General features: G+C 56.4%; 26 protein-coding genes and 3 pseudogenes. 17 read left to right on the top strand and 12 right to left on the bottom strand.

The genetic code is table 11. From position 1 onward, the window contains the following. The first annotated feature begins 1,142 nt into the window (after window positions 1-1,142). The 10 genes and pseudogenes from ACODNH_RS20520 to lpdA all read left to right on the top strand — a co-directional run bounded on the left by ACODNH_RS20520 (window position 1,143) and on the right by lpdA (window position 13,651). Entirely contained in the window at window positions 1,143-2,342 is a 1,200-nt protein-coding gene (locus ACODNH_RS20520) for an ABC transporter substrate-binding protein (protein ID WP_434531745.1), read from the top strand. 184 nt (window positions 2,343-2,526) lie between these two features. Further along, window positions 2,527-3,645 (top strand): pyridoxal phosphate-dependent aminotransferase, encoded by a 1,119-nt coding sequence (locus ACODNH_RS20515; RefSeq protein ID WP_434531700.1) that lies wholly within the window; start codon window positions 2,527-2,529, stop codon window positions 3,643-3,645. Window positions 3,646-3,938: 293 nt separating this feature from the next. Continuing rightward, window positions 3,939-5,036 carry a branched-chain amino acid ABC transporter permease gene (locus ACODNH_RS20510; protein ID WP_434531699.1) on the top strand — a complete coding sequence of 366 codons (1,098 nt, stop codon included), beginning with the start codon at window positions 3,939-3,941 and terminating at the stop codon, window positions 5,034-5,036. Next, window positions 5,033-6,340 (top strand): branched-chain amino acid ABC transporter permease, encoded by a 1,308-nt coding sequence (locus ACODNH_RS20505; protein ID WP_434531698.1) that lies wholly within the window; start codon window positions 5,033-5,035, stop codon window positions 6,338-6,340. Before ACODNH_RS20510 ends, ACODNH_RS20505 begins: the two co-directional genes overlap by 4 nt. After that, window positions 6,333-7,159, top strand: a pseudogene (locus ACODNH_RS20500) (ABC transporter ATP-binding protein). The gene ACODNH_RS20505 and the pseudogene ACODNH_RS20500 overlap by 8 nt, the downstream one beginning before the upstream one ends. After that, entirely contained in the window at window positions 7,156-7,860 is a 705-nt protein-coding gene (locus ACODNH_RS20495) for an ABC transporter ATP-binding protein (protein ID WP_306711558.1), read from the top strand. Before ACODNH_RS20500 ends, ACODNH_RS20495 begins: the two are co-directional and overlap by 4 nt. A 664-nt stretch (window positions 7,861-8,524) precedes the next feature. Continuing rightward, on the top strand, window positions 8,525-9,673 hold the full coding sequence (gene pdhA / locus ACODNH_RS20490; RefSeq protein ID WP_306711556.1) for a pyruvate dehydrogenase (acetyl-transferring) E1 component subunit alpha: 1,149 nt from the start codon (window positions 8,525-8,527) through the stop codon (window positions 9,671-9,673). After that, the gene (locus ACODNH_RS20485; RefSeq protein ID WP_434531697.1) at window positions 9,670-10,686 is read left to right on the top strand and encodes an alpha-ketoacid dehydrogenase subunit beta; all 1,017 of its coding nucleotides are present in this window, start codon (window positions 9,670-9,672) and stop codon (window positions 10,684-10,686) included. The genes pdhA and ACODNH_RS20485 overlap by 4 nt, the downstream gene beginning before the upstream one ends. 1 nt (window position 10,687) lies before the next feature. Next, window positions 10,688-12,218 (top strand): annotated as a pseudogene (locus ACODNH_RS20480) (dihydrolipoamide acetyltransferase family protein). Beyond that, window positions 12,218-13,651: a dihydrolipoyl dehydrogenase gene (gene lpdA, locus ACODNH_RS20475; RefSeq protein WP_434531696.1), complete on the top strand. Its 1,434-nt coding sequence runs from the start codon at window positions 12,218-12,220 to the stop codon at window positions 13,649-13,651. Before ACODNH_RS20480 ends, lpdA begins: the two are co-directional and overlap by 1 nt. 197 nt (window positions 13,652-13,848) lie before the next feature. Here lpdA and ACODNH_RS20470 read toward each other — a convergent pair whose 3' ends face one another. After that, on the bottom strand, window positions 13,849-13,983 hold the full coding sequence (locus ACODNH_RS20470) for a hypothetical protein (protein ID WP_434531695.1): 135 nt from the start codon (window positions 13,981-13,983) through the stop codon (window positions 13,849-13,851). 1,245 nt (window positions 13,984-15,228) lie between these two features. On the opposite strand from ACODNH_RS20470, the gene ACODNH_RS20465 reads away from it, so the two are divergent. Then, on the top strand, window positions 15,229-15,507 hold the full coding sequence (locus ACODNH_RS20465; protein WP_434531744.1) for a DUF7576 family protein: 279 nt from the start codon (window positions 15,229-15,231) through the stop codon (window positions 15,505-15,507). A gap of 85 nt (window positions 15,508-15,592) precedes the next feature. Here ACODNH_RS20465 and rdfA read toward each other — a convergent pair whose 3' ends face one another. Next, window positions 15,593-16,129, bottom strand: a complete 537-nt coding sequence (rdfA, locus tag ACODNH_RS20460; RefSeq protein WP_434531694.1) for a rod-determining factor RdfA — start codon at window positions 16,127-16,129, stop codon at window positions 15,593-15,595. Between the two features lie 204 nt (window positions 16,130-16,333). Then, window positions 16,334-17,218, bottom strand: coding sequence for a universal stress protein (locus ACODNH_RS20455; protein WP_434531693.1), 885 nt, complete (start codon window positions 17,216-17,218; stop codon window positions 16,334-16,336). A 358-nt stretch (window positions 17,219-17,576) separates the two neighbouring features. Between ACODNH_RS20455 and ACODNH_RS20450 the strand changes: the two genes are divergently transcribed. The 3 genes from ACODNH_RS20450 to ACODNH_RS20440 all read left to right on the top strand — a co-directional run bounded on the left by ACODNH_RS20450 (window position 17,577) and on the right by ACODNH_RS20440 (window position 18,920). Further along, window positions 17,577-17,867: a DUF211 domain-containing protein gene (locus tag ACODNH_RS20450; RefSeq protein ID WP_434531692.1), complete on the top strand. Its 291-nt coding sequence runs from the start codon at window positions 17,577-17,579 to the stop codon at window positions 17,865-17,867. A gap of 6 nt (window positions 17,868-17,873) precedes the next feature. Next, complete coding sequence (locus tag ACODNH_RS20445) at window positions 17,874-18,455, top strand: VIT1/CCC1 transporter family protein (protein WP_434531691.1); 582 nt, start codon at window positions 17,874-17,876, stop codon at window positions 18,453-18,455. Window positions 18,456-18,530: 75 nt separating this feature from the next. Next, complete coding sequence (locus tag ACODNH_RS20440) at window positions 18,531-18,920, top strand: DoxX family protein (protein WP_306711540.1); 390 nt, start codon at window positions 18,531-18,533, stop codon at window positions 18,918-18,920. A 432-nt stretch (window positions 18,921-19,352) separates the two neighbouring features. Here ACODNH_RS20440 and ACODNH_RS20435 read toward each other — a convergent pair whose 3' ends face one another. The 4 genes from ACODNH_RS20435 to ACODNH_RS20420 all read right to left on the bottom strand — a co-directional run bounded on the left by ACODNH_RS20435 (window position 19,353) and on the right by ACODNH_RS20420 (window position 22,207). After that, the gene (locus ACODNH_RS20435) at window positions 19,353-20,573 is read right to left on the bottom strand and encodes a Tm-1-like ATP-binding domain-containing protein (protein ID WP_434531690.1); all 1,221 of its coding nucleotides are present in this window, start codon (window positions 20,571-20,573) and stop codon (window positions 19,353-19,355) included. Continuing rightward, window positions 20,573-21,001 (bottom strand): cupin domain-containing protein, encoded by a 429-nt coding sequence (locus tag ACODNH_RS20430; protein WP_434531689.1) that lies wholly within the window; start codon window positions 20,999-21,001, stop codon window positions 20,573-20,575. Before ACODNH_RS20430 ends, ACODNH_RS20435 begins: the two co-directional genes overlap by 1 nt. Further along, window positions 20,998-21,834, bottom strand: coding sequence for a phosphoenolpyruvate hydrolase family protein (locus tag ACODNH_RS20425; protein WP_434531688.1), 837 nt, complete (start codon window positions 21,832-21,834; stop codon window positions 20,998-21,000). Before ACODNH_RS20425 ends, ACODNH_RS20430 begins: the two co-directional genes overlap by 4 nt. A gap of 178 nt (window positions 21,835-22,012) precedes the next feature. Further along, window positions 22,013-22,207: a hypothetical protein gene (locus ACODNH_RS20420; RefSeq protein ID WP_434531687.1), complete on the bottom strand. Its 195-nt coding sequence runs from the start codon at window positions 22,205-22,207 to the stop codon at window positions 22,013-22,015. A gap of 104 nt (window positions 22,208-22,311) precedes the next feature. Here ACODNH_RS20420 and ACODNH_RS20415 point away from each other — a divergent pair, with 104 nt between their 5' ends. The 3 genes and pseudogenes from ACODNH_RS20415 to ACODNH_RS20405 all read left to right on the top strand — a co-directional run bounded on the left by ACODNH_RS20415 (window position 22,312) and on the right by ACODNH_RS20405 (window position 23,249). Further along, the gene (locus ACODNH_RS20415; RefSeq protein ID WP_434531686.1) at window positions 22,312-22,467 is read left to right on the top strand and encodes a hypothetical protein; all 156 of its coding nucleotides are present in this window, start codon (window positions 22,312-22,314) and stop codon (window positions 22,465-22,467) included. A 79-nt stretch (window positions 22,468-22,546) separates the two neighbouring features. Next, window positions 22,547-22,826, top strand: a pseudogene (locus tag ACODNH_RS20410) (transposase); the annotation flags it as partial. A gap of 198 nt (window positions 22,827-23,024) precedes the next feature. Next, on the top strand, window positions 23,025-23,249 hold the full coding sequence (locus tag ACODNH_RS20405) for a YgaP family membrane protein (protein ID WP_306711528.1): 225 nt from the start codon (window positions 23,025-23,027) through the stop codon (window positions 23,247-23,249). A gap of 124 nt (window positions 23,250-23,373) precedes the next feature. Here ACODNH_RS20405 and ACODNH_RS20400 read toward each other — a convergent pair whose 3' ends face one another. The 5 genes from ACODNH_RS20400 to ACODNH_RS20380 all read right to left on the bottom strand — a co-directional run bounded on the left by ACODNH_RS20400 (window position 23,374) and on the right by ACODNH_RS20380 (window position 26,822). After that, window positions 23,374-23,772 carry a hypothetical protein gene (locus tag ACODNH_RS20400; RefSeq protein WP_306711526.1) on the bottom strand — a complete coding sequence of 133 codons (399 nt, stop codon included), beginning with the start codon at window positions 23,770-23,772 and terminating at the stop codon, window positions 23,374-23,376. Window positions 23,773-23,783: 11 nt separating this feature from the next. Continuing rightward, entirely contained in the window at window positions 23,784-24,929 is a 1,146-nt protein-coding gene (locus tag ACODNH_RS20395) for an NAD(P)/FAD-dependent oxidoreductase (protein ID WP_434531685.1), read from the bottom strand. Next, window positions 24,926-25,174, bottom strand: coding sequence for a sulfurtransferase TusA family protein (locus tag ACODNH_RS20390; RefSeq protein WP_306711522.1), 249 nt, complete (start codon window positions 25,172-25,174; stop codon window positions 24,926-24,928). Before ACODNH_RS20390 ends, ACODNH_RS20395 begins: the two co-directional genes overlap by 4 nt. 323 nt (window positions 25,175-25,497) lie before the next feature. Further along, window positions 25,498-26,208: a type 1 glutamine amidotransferase gene (locus ACODNH_RS20385; protein WP_434531684.1), complete on the bottom strand. Its 711-nt coding sequence runs from the start codon at window positions 26,206-26,208 to the stop codon at window positions 25,498-25,500. 41 nt (window positions 26,209-26,249) lie between these two features. After that, complete coding sequence (locus tag ACODNH_RS20380) at window positions 26,250-26,822, bottom strand: DsrE/DsrF/DrsH-like family protein (protein WP_434531683.1); 573 nt, start codon at window positions 26,820-26,822, stop codon at window positions 26,250-26,252. Window position 26,823 lies beyond the last annotated feature (1 nt).

Raw genomic sequence — 26,823 nt, 5'->3', positions numbered from 1 at the left:
CTCGGACGCCTGCGAAACCAACTGTCCCGCTGTGGTGTTCAAGTAAGCCGACTATGCTATAGCGCCTGTTTCGATCACTCTCAAGCGTTTTACTGTCTGAATTCCGTAGTTTCCTGTGTGAAACTCGTTCTAATAGTTGGGACGATATATATTCCAACACTTTTAGAATAATAATATATCTGATTGGATATGAAAACTCACTCACAAAGCTCTTAAAAAGCTCTTTGTCCGCTTTCTCGCCTTCTGGACGGGGAGGCTGCATCCTGCAAGCTCGGATACAGCCGACAATGGATTACAGCGTTACTGCTGTAACAGATATGAGCCTCGGCCGTGAAACTTGTTACACCTGTATGCTTGTAACAGAAATCCCACCCACAGACCAACTTATGTAATATTCACATTTTCTATTATATGTATTTACGAATACATGGTATCTGTGGTGGAACTTCTGTTCTTCAACACTGTAGCTGCAACAGCAGTTTTGGGGAGTCAATGGTAAGTGGCATTCCATGATCGAACTACACAGGGATGGCCGAAGTAGGCATCGCCACCTTCTCGTTCTAATAATTCGAACCACTATACTCTACAACTAGTTTATATATTAACGGAGTCTGACTGGTGGCCTGTCTGATCGGGAAGAGACAACGGAATCTCGGACCTGAGACTTTCTCCCGAGATGAGATCTGTCCTGAGCGCTTGGTATCGACAGTCCGGCGCTGGTGATTAGTCTGACGCCCGAAATCTGGATTCGTGTCTCGGATAATCGTGCCTATGCGGGTCAGAAGTGCCCTGTGCGGACTATAGGGTACTGAGGCTGCCCCGTCACCCACACCGTTCGTCTGATTCGAACACGTATCGGCACTGGCGCGGCACAGATACGACTTTGAGGAATATACAGGCACTTTAGATGAGAGTCGTCTGAATAACTGTGTGATTGGTGTCGGAGAGGGGTTCGACCGAGGTCAGCGACAATACAGTATCGTAAGCGGGGTAACCGGAGCGTTCCCTGCATCTGACTCAGACCTTCTCAGAGCCCGCTTCGTCTCTGCGCAAAACCGCTACGGCTCATAATAACGTTTATCACGAAAGATTGTGTCATGGGGAGTGTTGCGATGCACGATACAGTCAGCCGTCGAACTGTCATGAAGAGCATTGGTGCCGCAGGCGCTGTCGGACTTGCCGGCTGTTCGACAGACGGTGGTAGTAGTGGCAACACCATCAGCATGGGCATCCTAATGGGGGTAACGGGTGGTTTGTCCGAAGTGGGCCCCGCAATTCGGGATGCAGCAGAACTAGCTGTAAAGGAGGTCCGAGACGCGGACAACGGGTTCTCAGTCGATACGCAGTTTGAGAATACTGAGACCAAGCCGAGTCGGGGCGTGAGTGGCGCAGAAGCACTCGTGAACGCTGGCTATCCGATGATTTGCGGCGGATTAGCGTCATCAGTGACACTGCAGGTCGCAGAGAACGTCGGAATTCCGAATCAGACGGTGATGTGCTCACCATCGGCGACGTCACCTGACGTCTCCTCACTGGAAGATAACGACTTCGTGTACCGGACGCCGCCAACGGACAAGCTGCAGGGATCACTGCTGGCACAGATCGCGGCCGAGCGGCTTGAGAAAGAGAGCGCAGCTATCCTCTTTCTCAATAACGCGTACGGGAACGGCCTGTCAAACGGCTTCACGAAGACGTTTGAGGGAGAATACAGTGGTGAAGTCCTGAATCAGGTCTCATACTCGGCGGGTCGCTCCTCATACACGTCACAGTTGCAAAACGCCCTTGACGGTGACCCGGAGACGCTCGTGATTATCGGCTACCCCGAAAGCGGGAACAAAATCTTCCGGAACTTCTACGGGAACTTCGATAGAGCGGACATGGATATTCTGGTCCCAGACGGACTCAGGGCCGATGACTTGCCCGGAAACGTGGGACACGACATGACGAACGTTCGCGGGACCAATCCATCCTCAGCCGGACCGGGAATCGAGTACTTCAAATCTGCGTACCAAGACGAGTATGGCTCTGCACCGGGGCCGTTCAATCAGCAGTCGTTCGATGCTGCGGCAGTCCTCATGCTGGCACGCGCGGCAGCCGGTGAAGATGACGGGACTGCAATCCGCGACCAGATGCGGGCGGTCACAGACCCTGGCGGTGAGGCAGTCGGACCTGAAAACCTGGGAGAAGGCGTTTCGCTGGCGGCCGACGGGAACGAAATCAATTACCAGGGCGTCTCGGGCCCAGTTGAGTTTGACGACAATGGGGATCTGGCGAGTGCCGTGTACAATTACTTCAGGTATACAGAGAACGGCACGGAGAATATCGAGCAGGTGGAAGTGTAACGAGAACACCGCGGGCTTCCCCACTCCGGAGTACGATACCCTGAAGGTACGGCAAACTGTATGGCTTTTGTGCCACACCGTAACTCAGAGAGACGATTCGTCATATTGTCCGGCTGGGCCGATGTCATAGTTATTATCACACAACCCAAAGACTATAATCAAATACTGTTATAGTTGTGAACTGATGTCTCAGTACGCAGCACGCGTCGAAGAGATGGATATCAGTGGCATCCGAGAAGTCTTCGAGGCGGCAGGCGAAGACGCAATAAATCTGGGTCTCGGTCAGCCTGACTTCCCAACTCCAGAACACGCGCGAGAGGCCGCGATGAGTGCGATTCAGGATGGGATGGGTGATTCATATACGTCAAACAAGGGGATTCCAGAACTCAGAGAAGCCATCAGTGACCGCTATGCTACCGACAATGGACAGGACATCCCGCCCGAAAACATCATTGCCACCGCCGGCGCAAGCGAGGCGATTCACGTCGCGATCGAAGCCCACGTCCAGCCAGGCGACGAAGTGCTCTGCCCTGACCCCGGGTTTCTGGCCTATGAACAACTGGTGCTACTCGCCGGCGGCGAACCAAAGCGGGTCGAACTCAGGGACGACCTGACCCTTGACCCCGCTGCTGTCGAGAACGCTATCACTGATAACACGTCACTGTTTATCGTTAACAGTCCTGCGAACCCCACCGGTGCAGTGCAATCGAAGCGAGATATGGCAGAGTTCGCGCGAATTGCGGATGAGCACGAAGTCATTTGCCTCTCCGATGAGGTCTACGAGAAGATCGTCTTCGATGGGGAACACCACTCGCCGGCGGAATTCGCTACCTCTGATCGGGTGATTCAGGCCAGCGCGTGCTCGAAAACGTACTCAATGACAGGGTGGCGGCTCGGGTGGGTGGCGGCCAGTTCGGAGCGAATCGAACGGATGCTCCGGGTGCACCAGTACGTGCAGGCGTGTGCCAGTGCCCCATCACAGTACGCTGCCGAAGCGGCGCTCACCGGTCCACAGGAACCGGTGAGAGAGATGGTGTCGGCCTTCGAGGAGCGCCGAGACGTCCTTCTCGATGGGTTAGAGGACATCGGCCTCGACACGCCAGTGCCGAAGGGCGCGTTCTACGCGATGCCCCACGTCCCGGACGGATGGACTCAGAAGATGCTGGACAACGATGTTATTGTGGTCCCCGGCGAAGCGTTCGGGCCGAGTGGCAAGGGGCAGGCGCGCATTTCGTATGCTACGAGTACAGCTGAACTGAAAGAGGCGCTGGAAGTTATGCGAACAGTCACGAACTCTCTGTAGCGTACCAGCAGTGACTCGCGACTGACTGTGTCATTCGGTAAGTGGGATCATATCTGCCGTCCGGTACGCGATTTTACATCCCCTATTATGGGCGTATGCGTTCGCGATTATATATCGAATCCTGCTTTCGATACCTGCGGTTGCAAAGTCCGTCTGATCTAGCTGTCACGTCTGGTATTGTCAAACGATACCGTGTGTAGTACTAGCATGAATGCGGCACATATCTTCGGTTTCGCGGTATCTATGACTATTTTACATCAAGATTTTTAAGACTGGGTACAGAGCACCAAAGTATGGCGGCACGAGACTACTACAGCCGTGGACAGAATCTGGTATACAACCGTCCAGTACTCGTTATATTGGCAGTTATCGGCGTGTTTTTCGTATTCGATATCCTTCGACAGTTAGGCACTGGAACAGTTGCCGTCACAGATCTTCTGAGTTATCTCTGGAATGGACTGGTGCTTGGAATGTCACTTGGATTGGCCGGTGTCGGTCTCTCGATGACATACAGTATCCTCAATTTCGCGAACTTTGCCCACGGTGATCTGATTACGAGCGGTGCGTTCGCCGGCTGGGCGACGGCGTTTCTGATTGCCGGGCTGGGAGAGTTCTCTGTCGAATCGCTCATTCTTATCGGCGGACCAATCGCAGTCGGTTCGAATGAGCTTGGCATCAATGTCGTCAATACCCCACTGGCGCTTCTGGCTGGCTTACTCGTCGCCGCGGTCCTGACAGCCGCTCTTTCGCTTTTGCTGGATCGAATCGTGTTCAGACCGATGCGCAGTGCCGATGGTGTGACGCTGATGATTGCCAGCGTCGGCGTCGCACTGTTCCTTCGTAATTTCCTCACCTTTTCGTTCCTGACCGACAGTCGCGGGCTGACAGGCGGCAATATCCCCCAGTTTACCGTCGCGGGCGTCACGTTCGGCGGACACCAGATTACGCTGGTTGTCGTCGCCGCACTCCTGATGCTTGGCACTCACATTCTGCTCCAGTACACAAAGATCGGTATGGCGATGCGTGCAATGGCCGCGAACAAGGACCTCGCAAAGGTCACTGGCATCCCAACGGAGCGCGTTGTCAAGCTTACGTGGATTATCGGCGGCGGGCTTACCGGGTGTGCAGGCTTTCTTATCGCATTACAGCAGGGGACGCTCACAGTGACAATGGGGTGGGACCTGCTGTTACTGGTGTTCGCAGCGGTCATCCTCGGCGGTGTCGGTTCGATCTACGGCGCCATGGTCGGCGGCGTCATTCTCGGTATCGCGAGCCGACTTGCGCTTGTCTGGATTCCAGCCAGCTTCCTTCTGGTTGCGGCATTCGTTATCATGATCGTCATGCTGCTCGTGCGTCCGTCGGGGCTGTTCAGTGGGAGGACGACGGCATGAGTACTGGCTCTATCCAGGCGCGGGCTGAGGGCTGGCTTGGCAACAACGACGTACGCTTGCTTATCGCCCTGGCACTCGCGATCGGGGGTTTGTACGCGCTTTTCAGTGTCGTCCTTGGGTTCCAGTTGAATGGCACAGTCAACACGCTTCGTCGTGTCGCGTTCCTCTCGGTAATTTATGCCATGTTAGCGCTCGCACTAAACCTTCAGTGGGGGTATGCAGGCCTGTTCAATCTCGGTGCGGCCGGGTTCATGGCCATCGGTGTGTACACGATGGGGATACTGGCTGCTCCAGTGACGGCCAGTCCGCCTGGTTTCGGGCTGCCACTTCCGGTCGCGATTGTAGGTGCTATCCTCGTGACTGGGGTCATCGGCGGCCTCGCTGCGTTACCTGCGATCCGACTTCGTGCGGATTATCTTGCGATCGTTACTGTTGCATTCTCGGAAATCGTTCGCCTCACACTTCGTGCACCGGAGTTCGCGAATACTCGCGTTGCTGGCGTTGCATTTGGGACGGGCGGTGCGACGGGGCTGTCGCTGCCATCGAATCCGATCCGGATTCTATTTTACACAGACCCGGCCGCAACAGCCCCAGCACCCAATGCTCTGGGTGCGGCGATATTCAGCGCTGTGGAACCGCTGGGGATTGAGGAGACGCTGGTCATCGGCTGGGCGTACGTAGTTATGTTATGCCTCTGCCTCGGCCTCCTGTACTGGCTGATGGTCCGCATTGGGAAGTCTCCCTTCGGGCGGGTCCTCAAGAGTATCCGCGAGGATCAGCAGGTCACGCAGGCGCTGGGGAAAGATACGCGCCTGTTCAAAATCAAGACATTCGCGCTTGGTTGTGCGCTTATGGGCCTGATTGCCATCCTCTGGCGTCTTTCCGGAAGCTATGCATCGCCACGGATGTTCAAGCCGATACAGACGTTCTACATCTTCATTGCGCTGTTTATCGGCGGGACTGGCTCGCCCACGGGGAGTATTGTTGGCGGTGCCCTGTTCGCGAGTCTGCTTTTCGAAGGCCCCTCGTTCATCCGCCGGGTCGTGGCAGAGTACCTCCAACTCAGCAACGCTCCCGATACGCTTGTCGGTGCGCTTGCCGAGCTGGGGACTCTTGATGTCACGCCGCTGCTGGCGTACTCCGTGCAGGACGTGAGTATTTCGGCTCTCAGATTGATGTTGTTAGGCATCGTTCTGGTGTACCTCATGCAACGGCACCCGGATGGGCTGCTTGGCCATCGAAAAGCAATCGCATCGAGCGTTGATCTCTCACAACAGGCGACTCGCGAGAACGACAATGAGTAAGAACGTACAATCAGCACGGAGCGACCAGACCCAGAACGGACAGCAAGAGCAGATACTCAAAGTGGAGAATCTACGAAAGACGTTCGGCGGTATTACGGCTGTCGCTGATGTCTCTTTCCACGTCGAAAAGGGGTCGATAACCGGTCTGATTGGTCCAAACGGTGCTGGCAAGTCGACGACGTTCGACCTGATTACCGGTGTGCAACGTCCAGACGGGGCGCAGTCGAATTCAACGATACGGAGATAACGGGATATCGGTCAGATCAGGTCGCAAATCAGGGACTCGTCCGGACCTTCCAGATAGCACGAGAGCTCTCAGAGATGACCGTGCTCGAAAACCTCATGCTAGCACCACAGAACCAGGCCGGCGAAGCACTCTGGCGAACGGTCCTCCCGCGAGCCAGAACACAGGTCGTCGAACAGGAAAAAGAACTCCGAGAACAGGCCTGGGAGATGCTCGAACTGTTTGAGATTGAGCACGTCGCGCACGAATCCGCCGGCAATCTCTCGGGGGGCCAACGGAAACTGCTGGAGATGGCGCGTGTACTCATGACCGACCCCGAGATGGTACTGCTGGACGAACCACTTGCAGGAGTCAATCCGACGCTAGAGGAGAAACTCATCGACCGGTTACATACGCTCAAAGAGCAGGGCTACACCTTCCTCTTCGTCGAACACGACATGGACGTTATCATGAACAACTGCGATACGGTCATCGTGATGCATCAGGGAAGTGTGCTCACAGAGGGGCAACCGGACGCAGTGAAAAATAACGAGAAAGTGCTTGACGCATATCTTGGGGAAGAGGTGAAAATATGAGTCTGCTGTCAGTACAGCAACTGGACGCCGGGTACGGTGATCTGCAGATCCTCACAGATGTCGACATGGAAGTCGGACAGAGTGAGTACATCACCATTGTCGGCCCGAACGGTGCGGGCAAGTCCACTGTAATGAAATCTGTGTTCGGACTGACGACGTACATGGGGGGTAAAATCGTATTCAATGACAGGGATATCGCTGGCGAACAACCGGAAGATATCATCTCATATGGGTTGAGCTTCGTCCCCCAGAGCAACAACGTGTTTGAGCCACTGACAGTCACAGAGAACCTCAAGATGGGTGCATACACGCTGGACCAGTTCCCGGAAGACCGGCTACAAGCGGTTTACAACCGGTTCCCGATACTGGAGACTCGGTCGGAGCAGAAGGCAGGCACACTTTCAGGGGGCCAACAACAGATGCTGGCGATGGGCCGTGCGCTCATGCTCGATCCAGATCTGTTACTCCTTGACGAGCCCAGTGCAGGCCTTGCACCAGACCTCGTCGATGAGATGTTTGACCGCATTGACGAGATCAACGACGCCGGTACTGCTGTTCTCCTCGTCGAGCAAAACGCCAAGGAGGCATTGCGGCGGTGTGATCGCGGCTATGTCCTTGTGCAGGGGCAGAACCGACACGAGAACAGTGGTGAGGCACTTCTCAACGACCAACAAGTTCGGGAGGACTTCCTCGGCGGGTAGCTCCTGTGCCCACCACTGGCTTGGTGACTACGCTTTGCAACGGGCATACCATCTACGTGTGATACTGTACAGGCCGTTGAGTCCGTGACGGTGACCATAGTCAGCGAACATCTTTCCACACTGCAACCCGACTCCAGCGAAGTTACTGATAGTTAAATACATATAGTTCTTAATAGCTACTCGTAATATCTTTCCGCCGGCAGAAATGTCTGAAAGTCGACTGTCTCGACATCTTTTCAAAACATATAATATAGATATAGTAACAAAACAAATGTCACTTACTGCTGCACTCATGCCGCTTTGGGCCAGTAGCTGTCACCGTTACCACAGACTAGCTACTGTGGCGTGTGAACGGCTGTCGCACAAACAATAAGTATCTACCATGTTAGTTTCGATGTATGCATCCGGGCTTGAACCCTATCGCCTGCCCTGCAGGTCAGCTGTCCCGGCAGTTAATGGATTGGGCACTGCCCTCTTCCACAGCTACATTCTTTACATTTTCGACATTTAAACTGGCGTAGACTGCCAGCGCACAGTTCGCCCCTGTGCCTGGTGGAAAACGCCAGCCTTGAACACGCTCGGGGAGCCGTAACCAGCGGCTGTTCGGGTTATCAGGGTCTGCTGAGGGAGCGTCTGTCGAATACAAAAAACATCATCGAAAACAATGAATATGAAAAACGAAGCAGGAAGCAAAGACGTGCCAGCGGCCGTCAGAGAAGACTCGGAGCTGGTCCAGATACTGGATGCTGAAGGCAACGTACTGCCACAGGCGTCTGTCCCGGATATTTCAGATAGGCAGTTACTTGAGCTGTATGAGACAATCAAGCTCGCTCGGCACTTCGACCAGCGGGCGATCAGCTTCCAGCGACAGGGGCGGCTCGCGACGTATGCACCAATGACCGGACAAGAAGGGTCACAGGTCGCTACGAGCTTGGCACTTGCCGAGCAAGACTGGTTGTTCCCGACCTACAGAGAGCACGCGGCGAAGTACGCTCATGGGATGGATCTGGTATCCCTTTTCGAGCCACTGCGAGGCTATAGAGACGGATACGCGATCCCGGACGACGTCAACGTGATGCCGGAGTATATTCCGATTGCGACCCAGGTTCCACAGGCTATGGGAATGGCGTGGGGACACAAGCTACAGGGAAAGACCGATACGGCCGTCCTGTGTCACCTCGGTGATGGTGCGACCTCCGAAGGAGATTTCCACGAAGGGCTGAATTTCGCCGGGGTGTTCGATGTCCCCGCTGTATTCGTCTGTAACAACAATCAATGGGCGATTTCGGTCCCTCGAGAGCGACAGACCGCGAGCGAAACCATTGCTGAAAAGGCACAGGCATATGGCATTGACGGCGTTCGAGTTGACGGACTGGACCCGCTGGCGGTGTATAAAGTCGCTAGTGAGGCACTGGCGAAAGCCCGGAATCCGGGCCCTGGAGAGCGACGCCCAACGCTTATCGAGTCTGTCCAGTATCGCTTCGGTGCACACACCACTGCGGATGATCCGTCCGTTTACAGAGACGAATCAGAAGAGGAGGCCTGGCGGGACCGCGACCCTGTAGACCGTATTGAAACGTATCTGTACAACGAGGGCATCCTCGATTCCGCCCTCGAGAGTGAGATTCAAGACAGTATCGAACAAGAAGTCAGCGAGGCGATAGAAACGGCAGAGCAGACAGAGGCGAGTCCGGACAACATCGTTGAGCATGTGTACGAGGACGTTCCAGCGCGACTCGAAGAACAGCGGGACGAATTGAACCGGCTGCGCGAGAAGTATGACGAGGGCGCGTTCTCGGAGGTGCTGGAATGAGTTCGACAGCCAGCACGCAGACGCAGCAAAACGCACAGAGTCTCACCCTCGTGGAGGCGATACAGGATGGCCTGTACACAGAGATGGCACAGGACGACAGCGTCGTCGTTCTGGGTGAAGATGTCGGGAAAAACGGTGGTGTCTTCAGAGCAACCGACCAGCTATACGAAGAGTTCGGCGAAGACCGCGTTATCGACACGCCACTGGCAGAAGCCGGAATCATCGGAGCTTCGATTGGACTCGCCCAGACCGGGATGAAGCCTGTTCCTGAGATGCAGTTCATGGGCTTCATGTATCCTGCCTTCGACCAGATCGTCAGTCACGCTGCACGCCTCCGGAGCCGCAGTCAGGGGCAGTACTCGGTGCCGATGGTGATACGAGCGCCATATGGTGGCGGCATCCGAGCCCCAGAACATCACTCCGAGTCAAAGGAAGCGTTCTTCGTGCACGAGCCCGGGCTCAAAGTCGTCTCGCCGAGCACGCCATACGATGCGAAGGGGCTCCTAGCGGCGTCCATCCATGACCCGGATCCAGTTATTTTCCTGGAGCCGAAGTTAATCTACCGTGCCTTCCGTGAAGATGTCCCGACGAAACCGTATGAAGTGTCGTTGAATGAGGCCGCTATCCGGCGTGAAGGGAGCGATATCTCAGTCTACACTTGGGGCGCGATGACTCGGCCGGCGCTAATCGCTGCGGAGAACCTTCACCAGTCACATGACATCGACGTCGAAGTCATCGACCTGCGAACCCTGTCTCCCCTCGATATAGAGACGATCACTGAATCGTTCAAAAAGACCGGGAGAGCCGCAATTGTCCACGAAGCACCGAAGACTGGTGGATTAGGGGCGGAAATCGCAACGACGATTCAGGAAGAAGCGCTCGTTCATCAGGAGGCGCCAATCAAACGAATTGCTGGGTTCGATGCTCCCATGCCACTCCATTCGCTGGAGGATTACTACCTGCCACAGGCGGTCCGTATTCAGGACGGAATCCGCGACACAGTCGATTTCTAACATGGTACGCGAATTTGAACTACCTGATGTCGGTGAAGGTGTCGCTGAGGGCGAACTCCTTCGATGGCGGGTTGCGCCGGGCGACTCAGTTTCCGAAGACCAACCGGTAGCGGAAGTCGAGACTGACAAAGCTGTCGTTGACGTCCCATCTCCGGTAAACGGTGTCGTTGAAGAACTTCGTGCCACGGAAGGAGAAATAGTCCCAGTCGGTGATGTGATTATCGTCTTCCGGGTTGAGGGTGAAGACGAACCGGAGAGAACTGAAACAGCGCCGACAGACGACACTACTGCGGACAGTGGCCAGCAACCCGACGTCGGAGCCACAGCACAGCCAGCCGAAGATCCGCAGTCAGAACCAGCGGTGACAGAGCGGGTCCAGGTCCCCGCCCCGCCGTCTGTGCGGCGTCTCGCCCGCGAACTGGGCGTCGATATTTCCAGCATTGCGGACTCATCTCCGGGGCGTATAACGGAGTCAGATGTTCGCGCGTACGCGAGTGCGGAATCTTCGACTCAGGAGCGTTCAAATCAGCAGACCGCTGCTGCGGAGCAACCAGAACAGCAGGCAGCCCCGGAGCAGTCTGTCAGTCCGGTACAGACGAGAGAAACGGCGGACCGGGAGACGACGGTGGCCGTCCCGAAAACAAGGCACATTGCAGCCGAAGAAGGGATTGATCTCGATACTGTCCCCACTGATGAACAAAAAGACGGAGAACCCTTTGTCACGCTCGAAACGGTCCAGGAGTATGCACAGGCACAGCAGCAGGCACAGAAAGCGGATCGAGAAGCGGTAGCTGAGGGGACAACGGCAGACGAGCCAGCGCGCCCCGAGTCTCGGAAGCCGTACAACGGGATCAGGCAGACGATTGGATCGGCGATGACGTCGTCGAAATACACGGCCCCGCACGTCACTCATCAGGACGAGGTCGATGTTACTGCGCTGGTCGACGCTCGTTCAACGCTCAGACAGGAGGCCGAGGAACATGATACCCGACTGACGTACATGCCGTTCGTTATGAAAGCGTGTGCCGCGGCTCTGCAAGAGAATCCACAGGTGAATATCTCCCTCGACGAAGCAAACGAAAGAGATTGTGGAAAAGCAGTATTACAACATCGGTGTCGCAACAGCAACTGATGACGGACTGCTGGTTCCCGTTGTTGAGGATGTAGATGCGAAAGGCCTGCTCGAAGTCGCATCGGAAACCAATGAAAAAACCCAGAGGGCGAGAGAGCGCAGTCTTTCGCCCGAGGAAATGCGTGGCGGGACATTTACTATCTCGAACATCGGCGGGATTGGCGGGGAGTACGGAACGCCAATCATCAACCAACCGGAGAGCGCCATCCTGGCACTGGGAGAGATCAAAAAGAAGCCACGGGTTGTCGAAGCTGATGGTGAAGAGACGATAGAACCTCGTCACATCATGACACTATCCCTGTCGTTCGATCATCGAGTGCTTGACGGCGCAGACGCCGCACGGTTCACAAACTCCATACAGAAGTACCTGCGAAATCCAAACCTGCTACTACTAGAATAATGGTTGTCGGAGATGTAACTACGTCGACTGACGTACTGGTTATTGGCGCGGGCCCCGGCGGATACGTCGCCGCAATCCGTGCTTCACAGCTTGGCCTTGATGTCACGCTCGTTGAAAAGGGGGTGTATGGGGGAGCCTGTCTCAATCGTGGTTGTATCCCCTCCAAGGCCCTGATAAACGGTTCAAAACTGGCATCGGAGGCGGGCCATGCGGAAGAACTGGGGATTTACGCAGACCCAACAGTTGCGCTTGACGAGATGATTAGCTGGAAAGATGGTGTCGTCGACCAGTTAACGAGCGGTATCGAGCAACTGTGTACGGCGGCTGGCGTGAACCTGTTGCAAGGGACTGCCGAATTCGCTGATGAAAACAAAATCAGAATCGTCCATCAGGGTGAGGGACAGGGGTCTGAGTCGCTGAAATTCGAAAACTGCATCATCGCAACGGGGTCCAGACCGATTGAAATTCCGGAGTTCGACTTTGCTGACGAGCGTATCGTCTCGTCAGACGGCGCTCTGAACTTCGAAACAGTGCCCGACGAGCTCGTAATCGTTGGAGCCGGGTACATCGGCATGGAGCTAGCGACTGTCTATAGCCGACTTGGGAGCGACGTATCGGTAATTGAGATGCTAGAGCAGGTGCTTCCTAGCTATCAGGAAGACATTGCCTCGATAGTCAGGAAGCGAGCGGAACGTCTCGGTGTGGATTTCCACTTCGGGTACACCGCAGACAACTGGGCAGAGTCGGACGGTGAGGCTGTCCTGACTGCTGTCCCCGTAGACGAGGCGGCGCATGATAGCGAGATAGAACTCACTGCCGACAGAATACTTGTTGCCGTCGGCAGACGCCCGGTGACTGACACGCTCAGTATCGACGATGCCGGCGTCGAAACCAATGCTCAGGGATTCATTCCAACGGATAGCAGATGTCGGACGAACAAGGAGCATATTTTCGCGGTCGGTGACGTTGCAGGTGAACCGATGCTCGCACACAAGGGATCGAAAGAAGGGGAAGTTGCAGCGGAAGTGATTGCCGGTGAGCCCGCTGCAGTCGATTATCAGGCACTCCCGGCTGCTGTGTTTACCGATCCGGAAATCGGAACGGTCGGGTTGACAGAGAACGAAGCAGCGAACGAGGGTATGACACCGCTCACAGGTGAGTTCCAGTTCCAGGCGTCTGGACGAGCGCTAACGGCAAACCGGACAGAAGGCTTCGTCCGAATTGTCGCCGCAAAAGAAACCGAGCGTGTGATTGGTGCACAGATTGTTGGTCCGGAGGCATCCGAGCTGATTGCAGAAATCGCAGCCATGATTGAAATGGGTGCAAAGCTTCAGGATATCGGCTCAACTGTTCACACACATCCAACATTAAGTGAAGCGATAATGGAAGCCGCACAGAATGCGAGAGGGAAGGCAATACACAGACGAAACTGACCGAACCATATTGACACCTCAGTCACTATATCCACAACCAAACCGCACAGATATCTACCCAGCTATCGTATATCCAATACTGTTTGCCGATTCGAAACCGCAGCTCCGGAACAAACAGTCTCTGAGGGGGTTCTATGATCTCTCTTCGGTGATGTATATTACGTTATCTCGCAGAGGCTGCCGACTACGATCCAGATTTAGTCGTTAGCGACCGTCTGGGTTGCGCCACCGTCACTGGCACTCAGCTTGTTCTCCTCCTCTTCTTCCGGTCTCGGTACATCTGTTGGAAGGTTTTCGTATAGAATTCCCTTGCTTGCGTTATAGCATGTCATACGATGGCATGGCTGATGAAAACATATAAACTCGTCCCTTATTCTGTACAACTGAGTATTAATATTTCGAGAATATTTATATATCGGACAATGTCTCAGAACAGGATAATAGCGTATCTGTTTAGATTCAGTAAAAATTTAGATACGCACGGACTGTTTTTTGCGTTGAAGATTTAGTCGTTGTATCGTGTGCCGGTACTTCTTATCATTTCGTTTTCCGTAATGCCGAAGCTAACCCGAAGATCTTGGATTATATACTCTCTCGTTGTAAATCCAAGATTGGTTCTGCTCCCAGTCCAAACAGATTTGCTATATGTTGGGATATTGCGATGTCATACATTCTTCTTCACAGAAGAAATGCTCTGTTATCCCTCCGTCTGAGTCGCGTATCGTAACTCCGCTGTACTTCATCTGCTCGTTGATCACCTGGCCGCAGTAATCACAACGGTAGTTCGGTGACCCACCGACCAAGGTCCGCGTTGACTTGTTCTGGATATTTAGTTCGGCAGCGGCTGTGTTGCCGCTGGCTTCCATAGCACAGCGAGCAGTTGTTAGTGATTGCTCCGCCTCAGATTGTCCATTCATTGTTTGCCTCGATTTATTGTTGACAGCGGTCTACTCGTTCTGTCTACTGTTACACATGACTCTGGTGCCGCTATGGTCGTTTCACCGACGTTTTCCACCTGTGCCGGGTTACTGCCCGGACTGTAGTGGTCTACGCAGGTTACCGGGTAGGAAGTGTAAAAAACGGATAGCCAATCGCTACAGCCACTGATCGAGTCGTTTTCCGGGACGCTTCTACCGTCTGGATACCCGGGTTCATACCTCTCTATACTAAACTATTGTATTTAATCATTTGGATAACCGCCATCAGTTCCGCCACTGAGATGGGACTTCTCACTCACTCGAATAACTGTCGAGTGTGAACACCACTCACATAATCATTAAGTGTACATCCATTAAAGATAGGACTATGAATCTGGGCGTCGACTGTACGGCTTGGGAAGCAAGCCCCTTGTCCCAGCACTTGATCGGTGCAGACCGTTCTACATCCGGTTTTACATTTTTTACATTTTTCAAATTGTAAACTGACGTAGACCACCACAGTGCGGGCAAGCGTCGGCACACAGGTGGAAAACGTCAGTCCTGGCTGGTCCCAAAGCACCAGCCGACGATTTTCGGGTCGTGACGGCCCATCTCACGAAGCGCTGCGACACCAACTACACAATCATAATCAGCGACATCATGAACGCACAAAACACCCAGAAGTACCGTAGCCAACAATCAGCAGACATCGCAAACGCAGACCAAGCGCGGAGGGCAGTCCCTGAAAGCGTTGAGAGCCAGTCTATCAGGGTCGTAATTAGCTCAATTGCAACGCGACACTGCGATCACTGTGGAACGCCGATCGGCGACAACGTCCGGTATCGAAATGTCACCACCAGAGATAGTGCTGGCAACGTCACGGAATACGCGTTCTGCGATGTCGATTGTAAGACCGCCCGATTCCCGAGGCTCGGCTGACCGATTGCTGTCGTGGGGGTAGTGTCTGCCTACAGGGTCGCCGGCTGGGCTATTAGCTTCCTTTTGACAATACGGACAGCTGACCTCATGTGGTTTGGCAGTCGCAGCCACCCTGCTCCAGAAACGCGACAATATCGTAGCTACGGCCGCAGTCCTCACACAACACCTGTACTTCGTTGATAATGCTGAAATCGCCTGCTGAAATAGCGTCGTTTTTTTCCAGACTCTCAATTGTTTGTCTCGTTACAGCGGTTGTTCGGCCCCGGAGACGCTGTATTGAATCAATAGCGTTTTCTTTCCGTTCTGCGGGCGTCTGCTCGGGTCGGGCCGCGCCACGGTCGTTCTTGAGATAGCGATACACCGTCTGGTGGGAAATAAAATCAGCCATCACAGATTCGACATCGACTCCGCTCTGTTCGAGGCGGGAGCGTATGAGCGGGGCGTCGGCGTCATCCTCGCGAAGTGACTGATAGACCTGCTCGATGTCGCCGCTCAATGTTGGCGCGTCACTCCCCTCGATGGCGGACTCAAGCACCGATCGGTTGAAATAGTCAGCAAGGTCGCGAGTACTTTCTTCCGCCCCGTCAGCACCAACCCACCGATTCTCAAGCTCTGCACCCATCCCGACAAGGTCATATTTTTGAATTACGGCATCGACCTTGCTCGTTCCCCACCGGACTGTGAGTCGTCTGTGGTCATGCTCCGATTTACGTGAGCCCCATAGTTACTAAACACTCTCGCATATCGGGAGTACTGCCGAGCCTCCTCACACGCAGAGCTTTATCGACTTGTGCGCTAGTATGAGTTGATCGATTCACGAACCGACCTACTCATCTGATGCGGATTCAGGCTCGCGAACCCACGTTACCGGGACTGGGGACTTTCGGACGATTTTGGCGCTGACGCCACCCATGACGTACCTGCTGAAATCAGTTTGTCCGTGTGTCCCCATAACCGCGAGATCGACTTCATTCTCGTCGATGTAGTCGCAAATCACCTTCGAGGGGTCACCGTGCTCAATGACGCTGGTTATCGTGTCAAGCAATGTGTCGTCGATCTTCTCGGTCGCTTCAGCGATAATCTCATCCGCCCGCTCGGCCAACTCCCCCTCTTTCAGCAAGGAGCGTGCATCGGGCCCGAGACCGCTGGTCTCGACAACGTGAAGCAGATGGAGTGTTGCGCCCGTCGCCCTCGCGACAGCAATCCCTTCTGCCAGTGCGAGATCTGCACCACGGCTTCCATCTGTTGGGACGAGGACGTGCTGTGGCGGATACACGAGTGACCGATCTCTGTCAGGGTTGACCGCAGTGACAGGAACTTCTGCTGTGTTGATGACACGCTCAGTCACGCTTCCGAGCAGTATTCGCTTGATCCCACGCTGTCCGTGAGTCGGCATAACGATGCAATCACTGTCGGACTGTTGGCTGTAGTCGACTATCGTCTTGTGCGGGTCACCCTGGAGGACCGCAGAGACGACGGGAACGCCGGCGTCTTTCGCATATTGTGCGGCTTCCGCCACGATGCGCTCGCCTTCTGTTTCGAGCACGTCAATGACCTCGCCACGAATCGTGGTGACGCTGTCTCGGCCAGTGTCGGCGACGTTGAGGATGTGTATCGTCGCCTCATGTTCGGCTGCGATCTGTAGCGCGTATTCAAGGACCGATTCTGCGGCGTCGCTTCCATCGGTCGGGAACAGGATGGTGTCGTACATACTGGTAGTCGCGTGTTTGCATGCCAGTCAGCTATCTGGGCAACGGAGGGCGTAGCGCGGTACTCAGAGACGGGTCCCTACTTGCCCCTCGTTGAGTGTGGCTTCTGCGTCTCTGCTGTGTCATTGTCTGCGTCTCAAACTGTTCGCATCGATGTGTTCTCAGATGCATGGTACTTCAGAGACGCTGTTTGAAGAACTACACACGGGCATCTAATGACATCTCGCCTGCTAGAGTGTTTGTTCATCTGTATCCGGATAGCGAACGGATAGCACCGTCGTTAGGTGCCTCGATACGTTTCGTGCGGTGCCTGTGTGGTGTTGGCACACATTTTTACTATAACCCCTCGCGTGTTGTGATATGGCAGCAGTCCGACGCCTTGTCATCGATGTACTGAAACCACACGACCCGCCGCTACTGACGTTCACCAACCAACTGGCCGAAATTGAGAGCGTCGAGGGCGTAACGTCGTCTCTGATCGAACTAGATCAGGAAGTGCAAAACATCAAGCTCACCTTTGAGAGCGATGATCTGGACTTCGAGGCGATTGATGAAACAATCGAAAACCTCGGCGGGTCCGTACACTCTGTGGATCAGGTTGCCTGCGGTGATTCCGTTGTTACGGATAGACGGACGTTACAGGATGGCTGAGACGTCGTGGCGTCCATTCGACAACTCTTCAGACGGCTTCTTGAGAAGGAAGATGTCCTTGCAATCTCCCGTCGGTATTTCGTCTCAAACGGCTTCGACGGGACGCTCACAAGCATTGGCATCATCGTTGGCGCTGTTCTCTCGGGAGTTCCGGACGGGTACACCGTCATCAAAATCGGACTGGGCGCGGCAGTCGGGCTCGGAACTTCTGCGGTCTGGAGCGTCTGGGAAATCGAACGTGCTGAAACCCGGGCGGAAATCAGGCGTATCGAGCAGGCGATGCTCACGGATCTTGATGATACCCGCGTTCAGCAGAACCAGCGCGGTGCTCGCTTCGTCCACGCTACGATGAGCGGGCTGGGGCCACTTATCGGGATTCTGATTCCACTGGCCCCATTTCTTGTAGCAGGGTCCGTCGTCACAATGGCAGAGGCGGCACTCATTGCAGTCGGTCTGGGTATCGGTGTGTTAGGTGTGTTCGGCGCCTACATGGGATCGATTTCGGGCCAGCGGTGGTACGTTGCCGCCGTCCGGATGGGACTTGCCGGATTGGTCGTCGCAATTCTCAATCTCTTTCTTCCAGGGTGAGCAGCCGCCACTCTGTTTCAGTTCTGGAACACAAATCCCAACTTGCTTTCCACTGGCCGTCATATCCGGTGGTAGATGCGTGTTGGCTTGCGGCAGTTCAAACGGCCGTTGTGCTACGTGATGGCGCTCCTGTATGTCGTTGCTGGGATATTACATTTCGTCGTACCGGAACTATACGTCCAGATCGTCCCACCGGTCTTGCCGGCGCCGCTTGCGCTGGTGTATCTGTCCGGCGTCGCCGAAATCGCTGTCGGGCTTGGTCTGCTGGTCCCTCGGACGCGCTCGTACGCTGCCTGGGCGACGATCGCATTGCTCGTCGCGATCTTTCCCGCCAACGTGTATATGGCTGTCTCCATGGTCACCATTGAGGGGACGGGTGGCGGCGATCCATCTGCACTGGTCCGCTGGGCACGGCTGCCCGTTCAGGGCGTGTTGATCCTCTGGGCGTACTGGTACACTGACTGAGCGGGGGAATCCCCGGGGCGATCGGGATCTGTTTTACTTCCGCGACAGCACCGACGGGATTGTTCGGGTTCTGGAAAGCGATGGAACCGAGCGGGACGCGTTCGGGTACACCTTGTCCAATGGGTGTAAAATCTACACGTTGCTTTCGAGTAGCGCGACTGCTCTCGGTGTGACGATAGTTGTGGGATACCAGCCGCCACATCACGGGAGACGCTGTGACAACACGAGATCGATCTCAACGAACGGGCAGTCGGTGGACCTGTAGCCAAGTGGCGGTAGCGGGGAGAGAACCCGCGGTGGCAGCCGTCAGAAAGCTGCTGTCCCGATACTTGCCCTGACACGATCAGGTGGGGGCAGCCCTTCCTTTCGACGGGCCGCCAGTATGCGGATTCTGGCAAGGCTCGAACGTCGAGCATGTAGTATTGGGTTCTCTCAGGGACCGACACCGGCGGCACGCATGTACTCGTCCAGTTTCTCCGCCAGCGCCCGTGCAAACGCCTCGTCGTTGATGGGGACCTCCATTTCGAACAGTTCGACAGCTGGATCGATGTGCTCGCGGATGGTTCCGAACAGCGCGGTATCCGCCTCAGGGTCGTAGAAGTCTTCTCCCTCGACATCGAGCATCGAGATCCCGCCGAGCGGGAGTGCCACTGCCGCTGGGCCAGTCGCGGCATTCAGCTTTGTTGCGAGGATTTCGCCCAGCTCCGCACATTCCTCGGGCGTGGTCCGCATCAGCGTCACCTGTGGGTTGTGGACGTGGAACTGCCGCCCCTCGAACTCGTCGGGGACCGAATCACGCGGGCCGAAGTTTACCATGTCGAGCGCCCCCGTTGAGACAACCTGTGGAACGCCCGTCTGGGCTGCGGCGTCTAATCGCTCCGGCCCAGCGCTGAGCACACCGCCGACGAGTTCGTCCGCCCACTCGGTTGTCGTTATGTCAAGCACGCCGTCGATGATACCTTCCCGGATCAGCCGCTCCATCGCCTGCCCGCCAGTGCCGGTGGCGTGGAAGACGATGGTCTCGTACCCCGCTTCTTCGAGGTGTTCTCTGGCCGCCTGAACGCAGGGCGTAGTGACGCCAAACATCGTGATACCGACGGTTGGACGGTCCTCGACCGTCACGTCTGACTCTGTAGTTCCCATCCCGACCATCGCCAGCGCGGCGTTCGAGATGACCTGCCGTGAGAGCTGGTTGAGTCCCTCAATGTCGGCGACTGAGTACATCATCGCGATGTCAGTCGAGCCGACGTACGGCTCGGTGTCACCCGAAGCCATCGTCGAGACCATCAGCTTGGGCACGCCCACTGGGAGTGCCCGCATCGCCCTTGTCGCGATCGACGTATTCCCGGAGCCGCCGAGTCCAAGGACGCCCGCCAGCTCCCCCGACTCGAAGAGGTCGGTGACGACGGCAGCGGCTCCTTCACCCATCGCTGTCATCGCCTCTCCCCGATCGCTATCTGCACGTAACTCGTCGAGGGTCGTCCCGGCAGCTTCGGCCACCTCGGCGGCGGTCGTGTCTGGCTCAAACCCGGCGTCGTCTAACACGCCAACGTCAATGACGTGTACGTCGACGCCCTGTCCCTCAATGACATCGCGGGCGAAGGCGAACTCCTCGCCTTTTGTATCGAGCGTCCCCACGAGAACGATCGCCATCACTTCGCCTCCGGGTCGACGTTTTCCGGCGTCGGCAGTTTGCCGGCTGGAACAATCTCACACTCCGGGAGGTCACGAAGCACGTCTTCCGGTCCCGGCGGCGCGTAGACCGCAAACAGGACGAGCGGTTCCCACCCGGTGTTGACCGTCCCGTGTTCGACGCCCTCAGGAATGAACACCATATCGCCGGTGGCAATATCGCGAGTTTCGTCGTCGACCTCCTGTTCGCCCTCGCCGCGAACGACGTACAGGATCTCGTCGCTCTCGGGGTGGGTGTGTCGCTCGTGGCCCTTGCCGGGTTCGAGCTTCACGACACCGGCGCTGAACCGCTCTCCGTCAGTGACCCCGGGCGTGCTCATCCACTTGAGTGCGCCCCGATCGAACAGTTGACTCTCCACGTCGTCGGGGGCGACGAAGTAGTCGCTCATTGGACATCGATTCCCTTGAACTCGCGAGCCTGGTTCTCGATGGCTTCCTCTGTCGGCAGCCGCTCAATGCTGGAGGCTCCGAAGAAGCCAACGACGCCGTCGGTATGTTCGAGGACGTACGCAGCGTCATCGGGCCACGCAATCGGGCCGCCGTGACAGATAACGAGGACGTCTTCGTTCACGTCCTTCGCAGCATCGTGATGGGCCTGTACCCGCTCGGCTGCCGCTTCCAAATCGAGTGCTGTCTCCGCACCGATGTCGCCGGATGTCGTCAGCCCCATGTGTGAGACGATGACGTCAGCGCCCGCCTCGGCCATCTCACGGGCCTGTGTCTCGCTGAACACGTACGGGCAGGTGAGCATGTCCTGACTGGCCGCCTCTCGGATCATGTCAACTTCCTTGTCGTAGCCCATCCCGGTCTCCTCGAGGTTCTGCCGGAACCCGCTGTCCTCGTCGATGAGGCCGACTGTCGGGAAGTTCTGCACTCCGGAGAACCCTCGCCGTTTTAGATCGTCGATGAACACGTCCATTTGCCGAAACGGATCAGTGCCGTTGACGCCCGCAAGCACCGGCGTGTCTTCGACGACTGGGATGACCTCGTGGCCCATTTCACAAACGATCTCGTTTGCGTCACCGTACGGGAGTAGCCCGGCGAGTGACCCGCGCCCATTCATTCGGTAGCGGCCGGAGTTATAAATGATGAGCAGGTCGACACCGCCGCGCTCGGCGAACTTCGCGGAGATTCCCGTCCCCGCACCGGCACCGATTATCGGCTCTCCTTGTTCCACTGTCTCTCGAAGTCGCAAGAGCGACTCCTCACGTGTGTATTCCATGTGTGAGATTTTACAATAGTCTGGTAGTGTCATTAATATTTCTCCAGAATACCGGGGCGTTTGATGATGAGCGGTCCCACGCCCGCCTCTAGTCTGGGTGGATACCGGCTCAGAATACTGTCATACGCCACACACTGCTTGATATGTGAGGCTCACCCACACTAGTTCGACTACCGATTCAGTCGAGAAGTATGACCGGAAGAATCACCAACAGTGCAAGCAACAGACCCGCTCCGACAATAGCAAACACCATCTCTGGGAGTCCCGCCGTCGTCACGTAACCGTACGACAAAACAACGGCCGTGGTGGCTGAGACCGCTATAAAAAGCAACTGGCGCACCTCAGAAGACAACTGTCTGGAGGGCAGATTCATATCATTTGATACAACGACCACCGGTAAATATCTAACCGGAGTAATTACCGGACACGTAAACTGACTATGGTCTTTTATTAGGTAGACGTGGCAGACGTAGCATAATGGTTCTTGAACTCCTCTTTCCCGGCCTGATCGGATTCATGTTTGTGATGATTGCAGCCTATGCTGGCTCACTTCGGGCTCTGGAGGTCTATTTCGACCCGGAGCAAGACAGTATCTTTCTCTCAGATGACTACGAACCGCCAGGTGAGCAGTAGCGACATTGTCTCGGCCATGGTCGAGGCTTGTGCTGAAAGCTGGAGGCGGATGTCCCGACCCTTCGCCTCGCTGGTAGAGGTGTTCATGACGAGTCGGGGGGTAGGAACCTCACGGAGTGTGGCTACAGGTGGGAAACTGAGAGTGGCTACAGGTCTATCAAGCGGTTCGTGGCCGCGACGGCGTCTAGGGATTTCGGCTACAGTTCTTCTACTTTGCATTTGCCTGCCTGTTGTACTCGATCTGGCGAACGATGGGCTTGCTTGTGCAGGTCGAGTTGACCGGTAAGTCCGAACATTCGCCGCTGACTACAGTGGACAATATGCTGACGCTGCCTAAGAAGGCGACAAGGATTGGGTAGTGTTGCTCTGTTCGGGTTAGCGCGCAGTCTGAGTGGCTACATGCTGAAAGTCTCGAAAATTCGCTCATATCATTGCTAGGATAATGAGTATTCTGTCTGGAATCAACATCCTTACTGTCTTGAACAGGTCCAATGAAACGCTATTGCTTATATTGCACAATCAAAGAGTTATTACCTCTGGGGAACTAAGCATCTTGCATGGATCGTAACGTCGGTTCGACGGACAAGACTGCCAGAATCCTTATCGGTGCGCTTGCAGGATTGGTATCGCTCGGTATCCTCGCCAGCGCCGTTCCGTTGCCGGCGATACTTGCGCCCGTGCTCGGGCTCGCCTCGGTGTTGCTACTCGTCACCGGATTCACTGGATTCTGCGGGCTGTACGGACTCCTAGGCGTCGACACCTGTTCTGTCGATACCCGGTGAACAGTCGGGACCTAATTGGTTTCACACCGGCAGCAACTGATTCTTCTGGATGTAGATAGTGGTCAGCCTATCTATCAGCTGGTTCTTTCCTCTTGCCCGCGCGAGTACCGAGAAAAATCTGATTTCACTGGTTTTGGACCGTACGACCGAGAGACCGGACAATCGCGAGCACGTATTGGATGCCGGTGAGAATCTCGCCGCTTCGAATCCCGTTCCAGAGGTCGTGTAGATCGACTGGCCCGCTGGAGTTCGCGTCGCCGAGTGCGTCAAGGACGGTCTGTAGCGCGCCCCGGGTGTCATCGCTGGCGGCCGTATCCGCGAGTTCGCCGAGCGAGGCCCCGGTCCCAGCGAGGGAGGTGACCATCTCGTCGTCCATCGCGGCGGTCCCGAGTTCGGCTACTTCGACCAGTTCGTTGACCGTATCGAGATTGCGGACGAACGTGGTGAAAGCCTCGGGATTCTCCTCGATGGCGGTGGTCAGTTCCTCTGTCAGATCGTCGGCCGATGGTTGTTGGTCACTCATTGGTGATCACCTCAGAGAAGCCCCCGCGCTGTGAGCCAGTAGGACTCGTTGTACGCAAGTTTCGACCAGTGCATGGCCTGACTCGGCTCACTCGGCTCCGGCGGGCGCTCGTAGTCGAACTCAACGAACGTTGCGTCGTCCATCCCGGTCTCGATGAAGCAAACGGTCTTGCCGCCGTAGACGGCTGTCGCTGGCTGGCCGCGGACCTCACTCGCGAGTCGCTGAGCGACGACGTGGGCCTGATAGTGCGCCGCGCTCCCGGCCTTTGGGACTCCGGTCTGAGCGGCATCGCCGATGGCGTACACGTCGTCGAAGCCGGTCGCTTTGAGTGTGTGCTTGTCGACGTCTACCCATCCCCCATCGCCGAGCCCGGCCGATTCGACGAAGTCACTGCCAGTGTGTGGCGGGATAGCGACGAGGAGGTCGTAGTCCAACTCTGTCCCTTCCATCGACGTAATCGTCTCCGTCTCGGGGTCGACCGCCTCGGCGTTGAACATCGTCTCGATGCCGATGTCGCGCTCCCGGAGTCGCGGGTCGGCCCACTCCGCGATGTGTTCGTTCCCGTGGACCCGCATGATGGGATAGGTGTACGTGATGTCGAACGCGTCCCGACGGCCGCGTTCTCGAAGCCAGTCGTCGACCATGAACGTGAACTCGAGCGGTGCAGCCGGACACATATGTGGCGTCCCGACGACGCTCAGGACGATGTGGCCGCCGTCCATTTTCAAGAGTTCGTCACGGAGGGCTTGGGAACCGTCTTCGCCGTAGAAGTGGTGCCCGCCCTCGGCGAGGCCGGGGACTCGTTCCGGTTCGAGCTGTGCCCCCGTTGCGACGACGAGTTTGTCGTACGGCGCGGGGTTAACGGCGTCGACAAGTTCGAGTTCCTTGCGCTCGTGGTTGACGTCAACGACGTAGTCATGCTGGATGGTGACGCGGTCGTCGACGACCTCTCGAAGGGGCCGCCGGCCATCTGTGGGTTCGCGCTGTCCGAAAGCGACGTAGAGCCACACCGGCTTGTAGACGTGGTCCTCGCTGTCGTTAAACAGCGTGATCTCGACCTCGCCGGTGGCTAGCTCTGCGTCGAGTTTCTCCGCGAGGGTGTTCGCCAGTACGGTCCCACCAGTGCCGCCACCGACGATTGCGATGTGTTCGGTCATAGTTTCTTCACGTGAATCCTGTAGTGGTCGCCTTCATCGGCGATGTCAAGGACTTCGTTGCCAGACTCGTCGGCCCATTCCCGGACCTCTGTCGGCGACTTCTCGGCGTCGCTCAACAGGGCAATAACGGTGCCAGTGTCGACGGCCCGAACCTCCGAGATGAGGTCCATCAGCGGACCCGGACAGGTCGCGCCCCGAGCGTCCACGGTCGTGTCAGCCTCAGTGTGACTTTGATTGGTGGTCATACCTTCTCGTCTGTTCGTAGGCAAGCTATGCATTTAGTAATGTATGGCTATTCCAAGACTGTGGGAAAGTAATTTGTCTATGCTCAAAAACCCTCGATGATCGCGCACCAGTTTAGGGAAAGTTCGGGGCGAAAGTTTCGCCCTTCAGAGTGGAGGGGATGGCAAGAATTCGGTGGGCCGAACAGCGACTGGGAGATGCGGGTATCGGCATCTGTTTGCTGCCCGAACCGTCAGCGGTGCGGGCTTTGATACAGGCGATCAATACCGAGCGATAAGTCGGCCGGCTTGCAACCACACTGACGGTAGAATTCTGAAGTACCAAATCAGTCGAACCGACCCGGCCGCCGCTGATGGGTGGCGACCAGTCTGACGAAGTTCTCGAACACTGTCGTCGCCTCTTGGGCGGCCGCGACCGACTCGTCGGTGATCGTTGCCGTTACTGCCTCCCGCCGTTCGTCGGTGAGGTCCTTGTTGCCGATGACCCATTCAGCTGTCTCGCGGTCGTACTCGGGGTGGAACTGGACGCCGTAGCGTGTCCCAAGTCGGAACGCCTGTATGCCGTACTCGTTTCGTGCCAGTTCCACCGCGTCCGCGGGCAGCTCGGCGACGCGGTCGGAGTGTGTCTGGAACGCGGTGAATGACGACGATATGTCGGCAAACAGCGGGTCCTCGTCTCGCCGGTGAACTGTTCGGTACCCGAGTTCGTATTCATTCATGTCGACCACGCGCCCACCGAGAGACTGTGCGAGGAACTGGTGGCCCCAGCAGATCCCCAAGGTCGGTACGCCTGCCCGGTGGACATCTCGGACCCACGACGTGAGGTCATGCATCCAGTCGTGGTCGTCGTACACCGAGGTCTGTGACCCGCTGATAACCACGCCGTCGTACCGCCAGTCGCCGCCAGCGGGCACCGGTGGGAGACGCTCGTCGCTGACTTTGTACACCGTCGTCTCGGCGTCAAGCGACCGGGTCAGGTTTCGTTCGGCGGGCGTCTCACCGACTGATGCATCGACGATTGCGATTGTCTGGTTCATGTTTGGGGGTCCGCGAAAAGCCGCTCAGTGGCTGTCCTCGCTCAGACGAGCAGTTGGATGTCGGACTCGGCCATGTGCTGGAGCGCGGTAGCCGCGCCGACGCCGACAGTGACGTCGTCGTAGAAGTCGTCCTCATCGTAGTCCATCAGTTCGATGGTCATCTGACAGGCCTGCAGTTCGACGCCCTGGTCCAGCGACAGCTCGATGAGTTCGTCGATCGTCGCCGTCCCGTTGTCGTCGATGCGCTTTTCCATCATCCGCGTCGCCATGCGGTCCATGCCAGGCAGCGCCGCGAGCGCGTTCGGCATCGGCATGTTCGGGTTGCCGACGGCCGACAGCTGGAGGTTCTCGGACTTCTCCTCGTGGAGGATATCCAGCCCCCAGAACGTGTGGAACACGACAACGTCCCAGCCGAACGCGGCCGCAGTGCTGGCGAGAATGAGCGGCGGATACGCCATGTCAAACGAGCCTTGCGTCGCCACGATGGTCATCTTCTTTTGCTCGTCGTCGGCTTTCAGGTCGGCAACGGTCTCTTCGAGCTCTTCGATCCGAGCCTGCAGCTCCGCCTCGGTCATCGAATCGCCGTCGCCCGCCGATGATGTGTCCGTGCTCATT

Source organism: Haloarcula sp. NS06 (assembly GCF_051122755.1).
GTDB lineage: Archaea > Halobacteriota > Halobacteria > Halobacteriales > Haloarculaceae > Haloarcula.
This window is presented reverse-complemented; position numbering and strand designations above follow the sequence as displayed.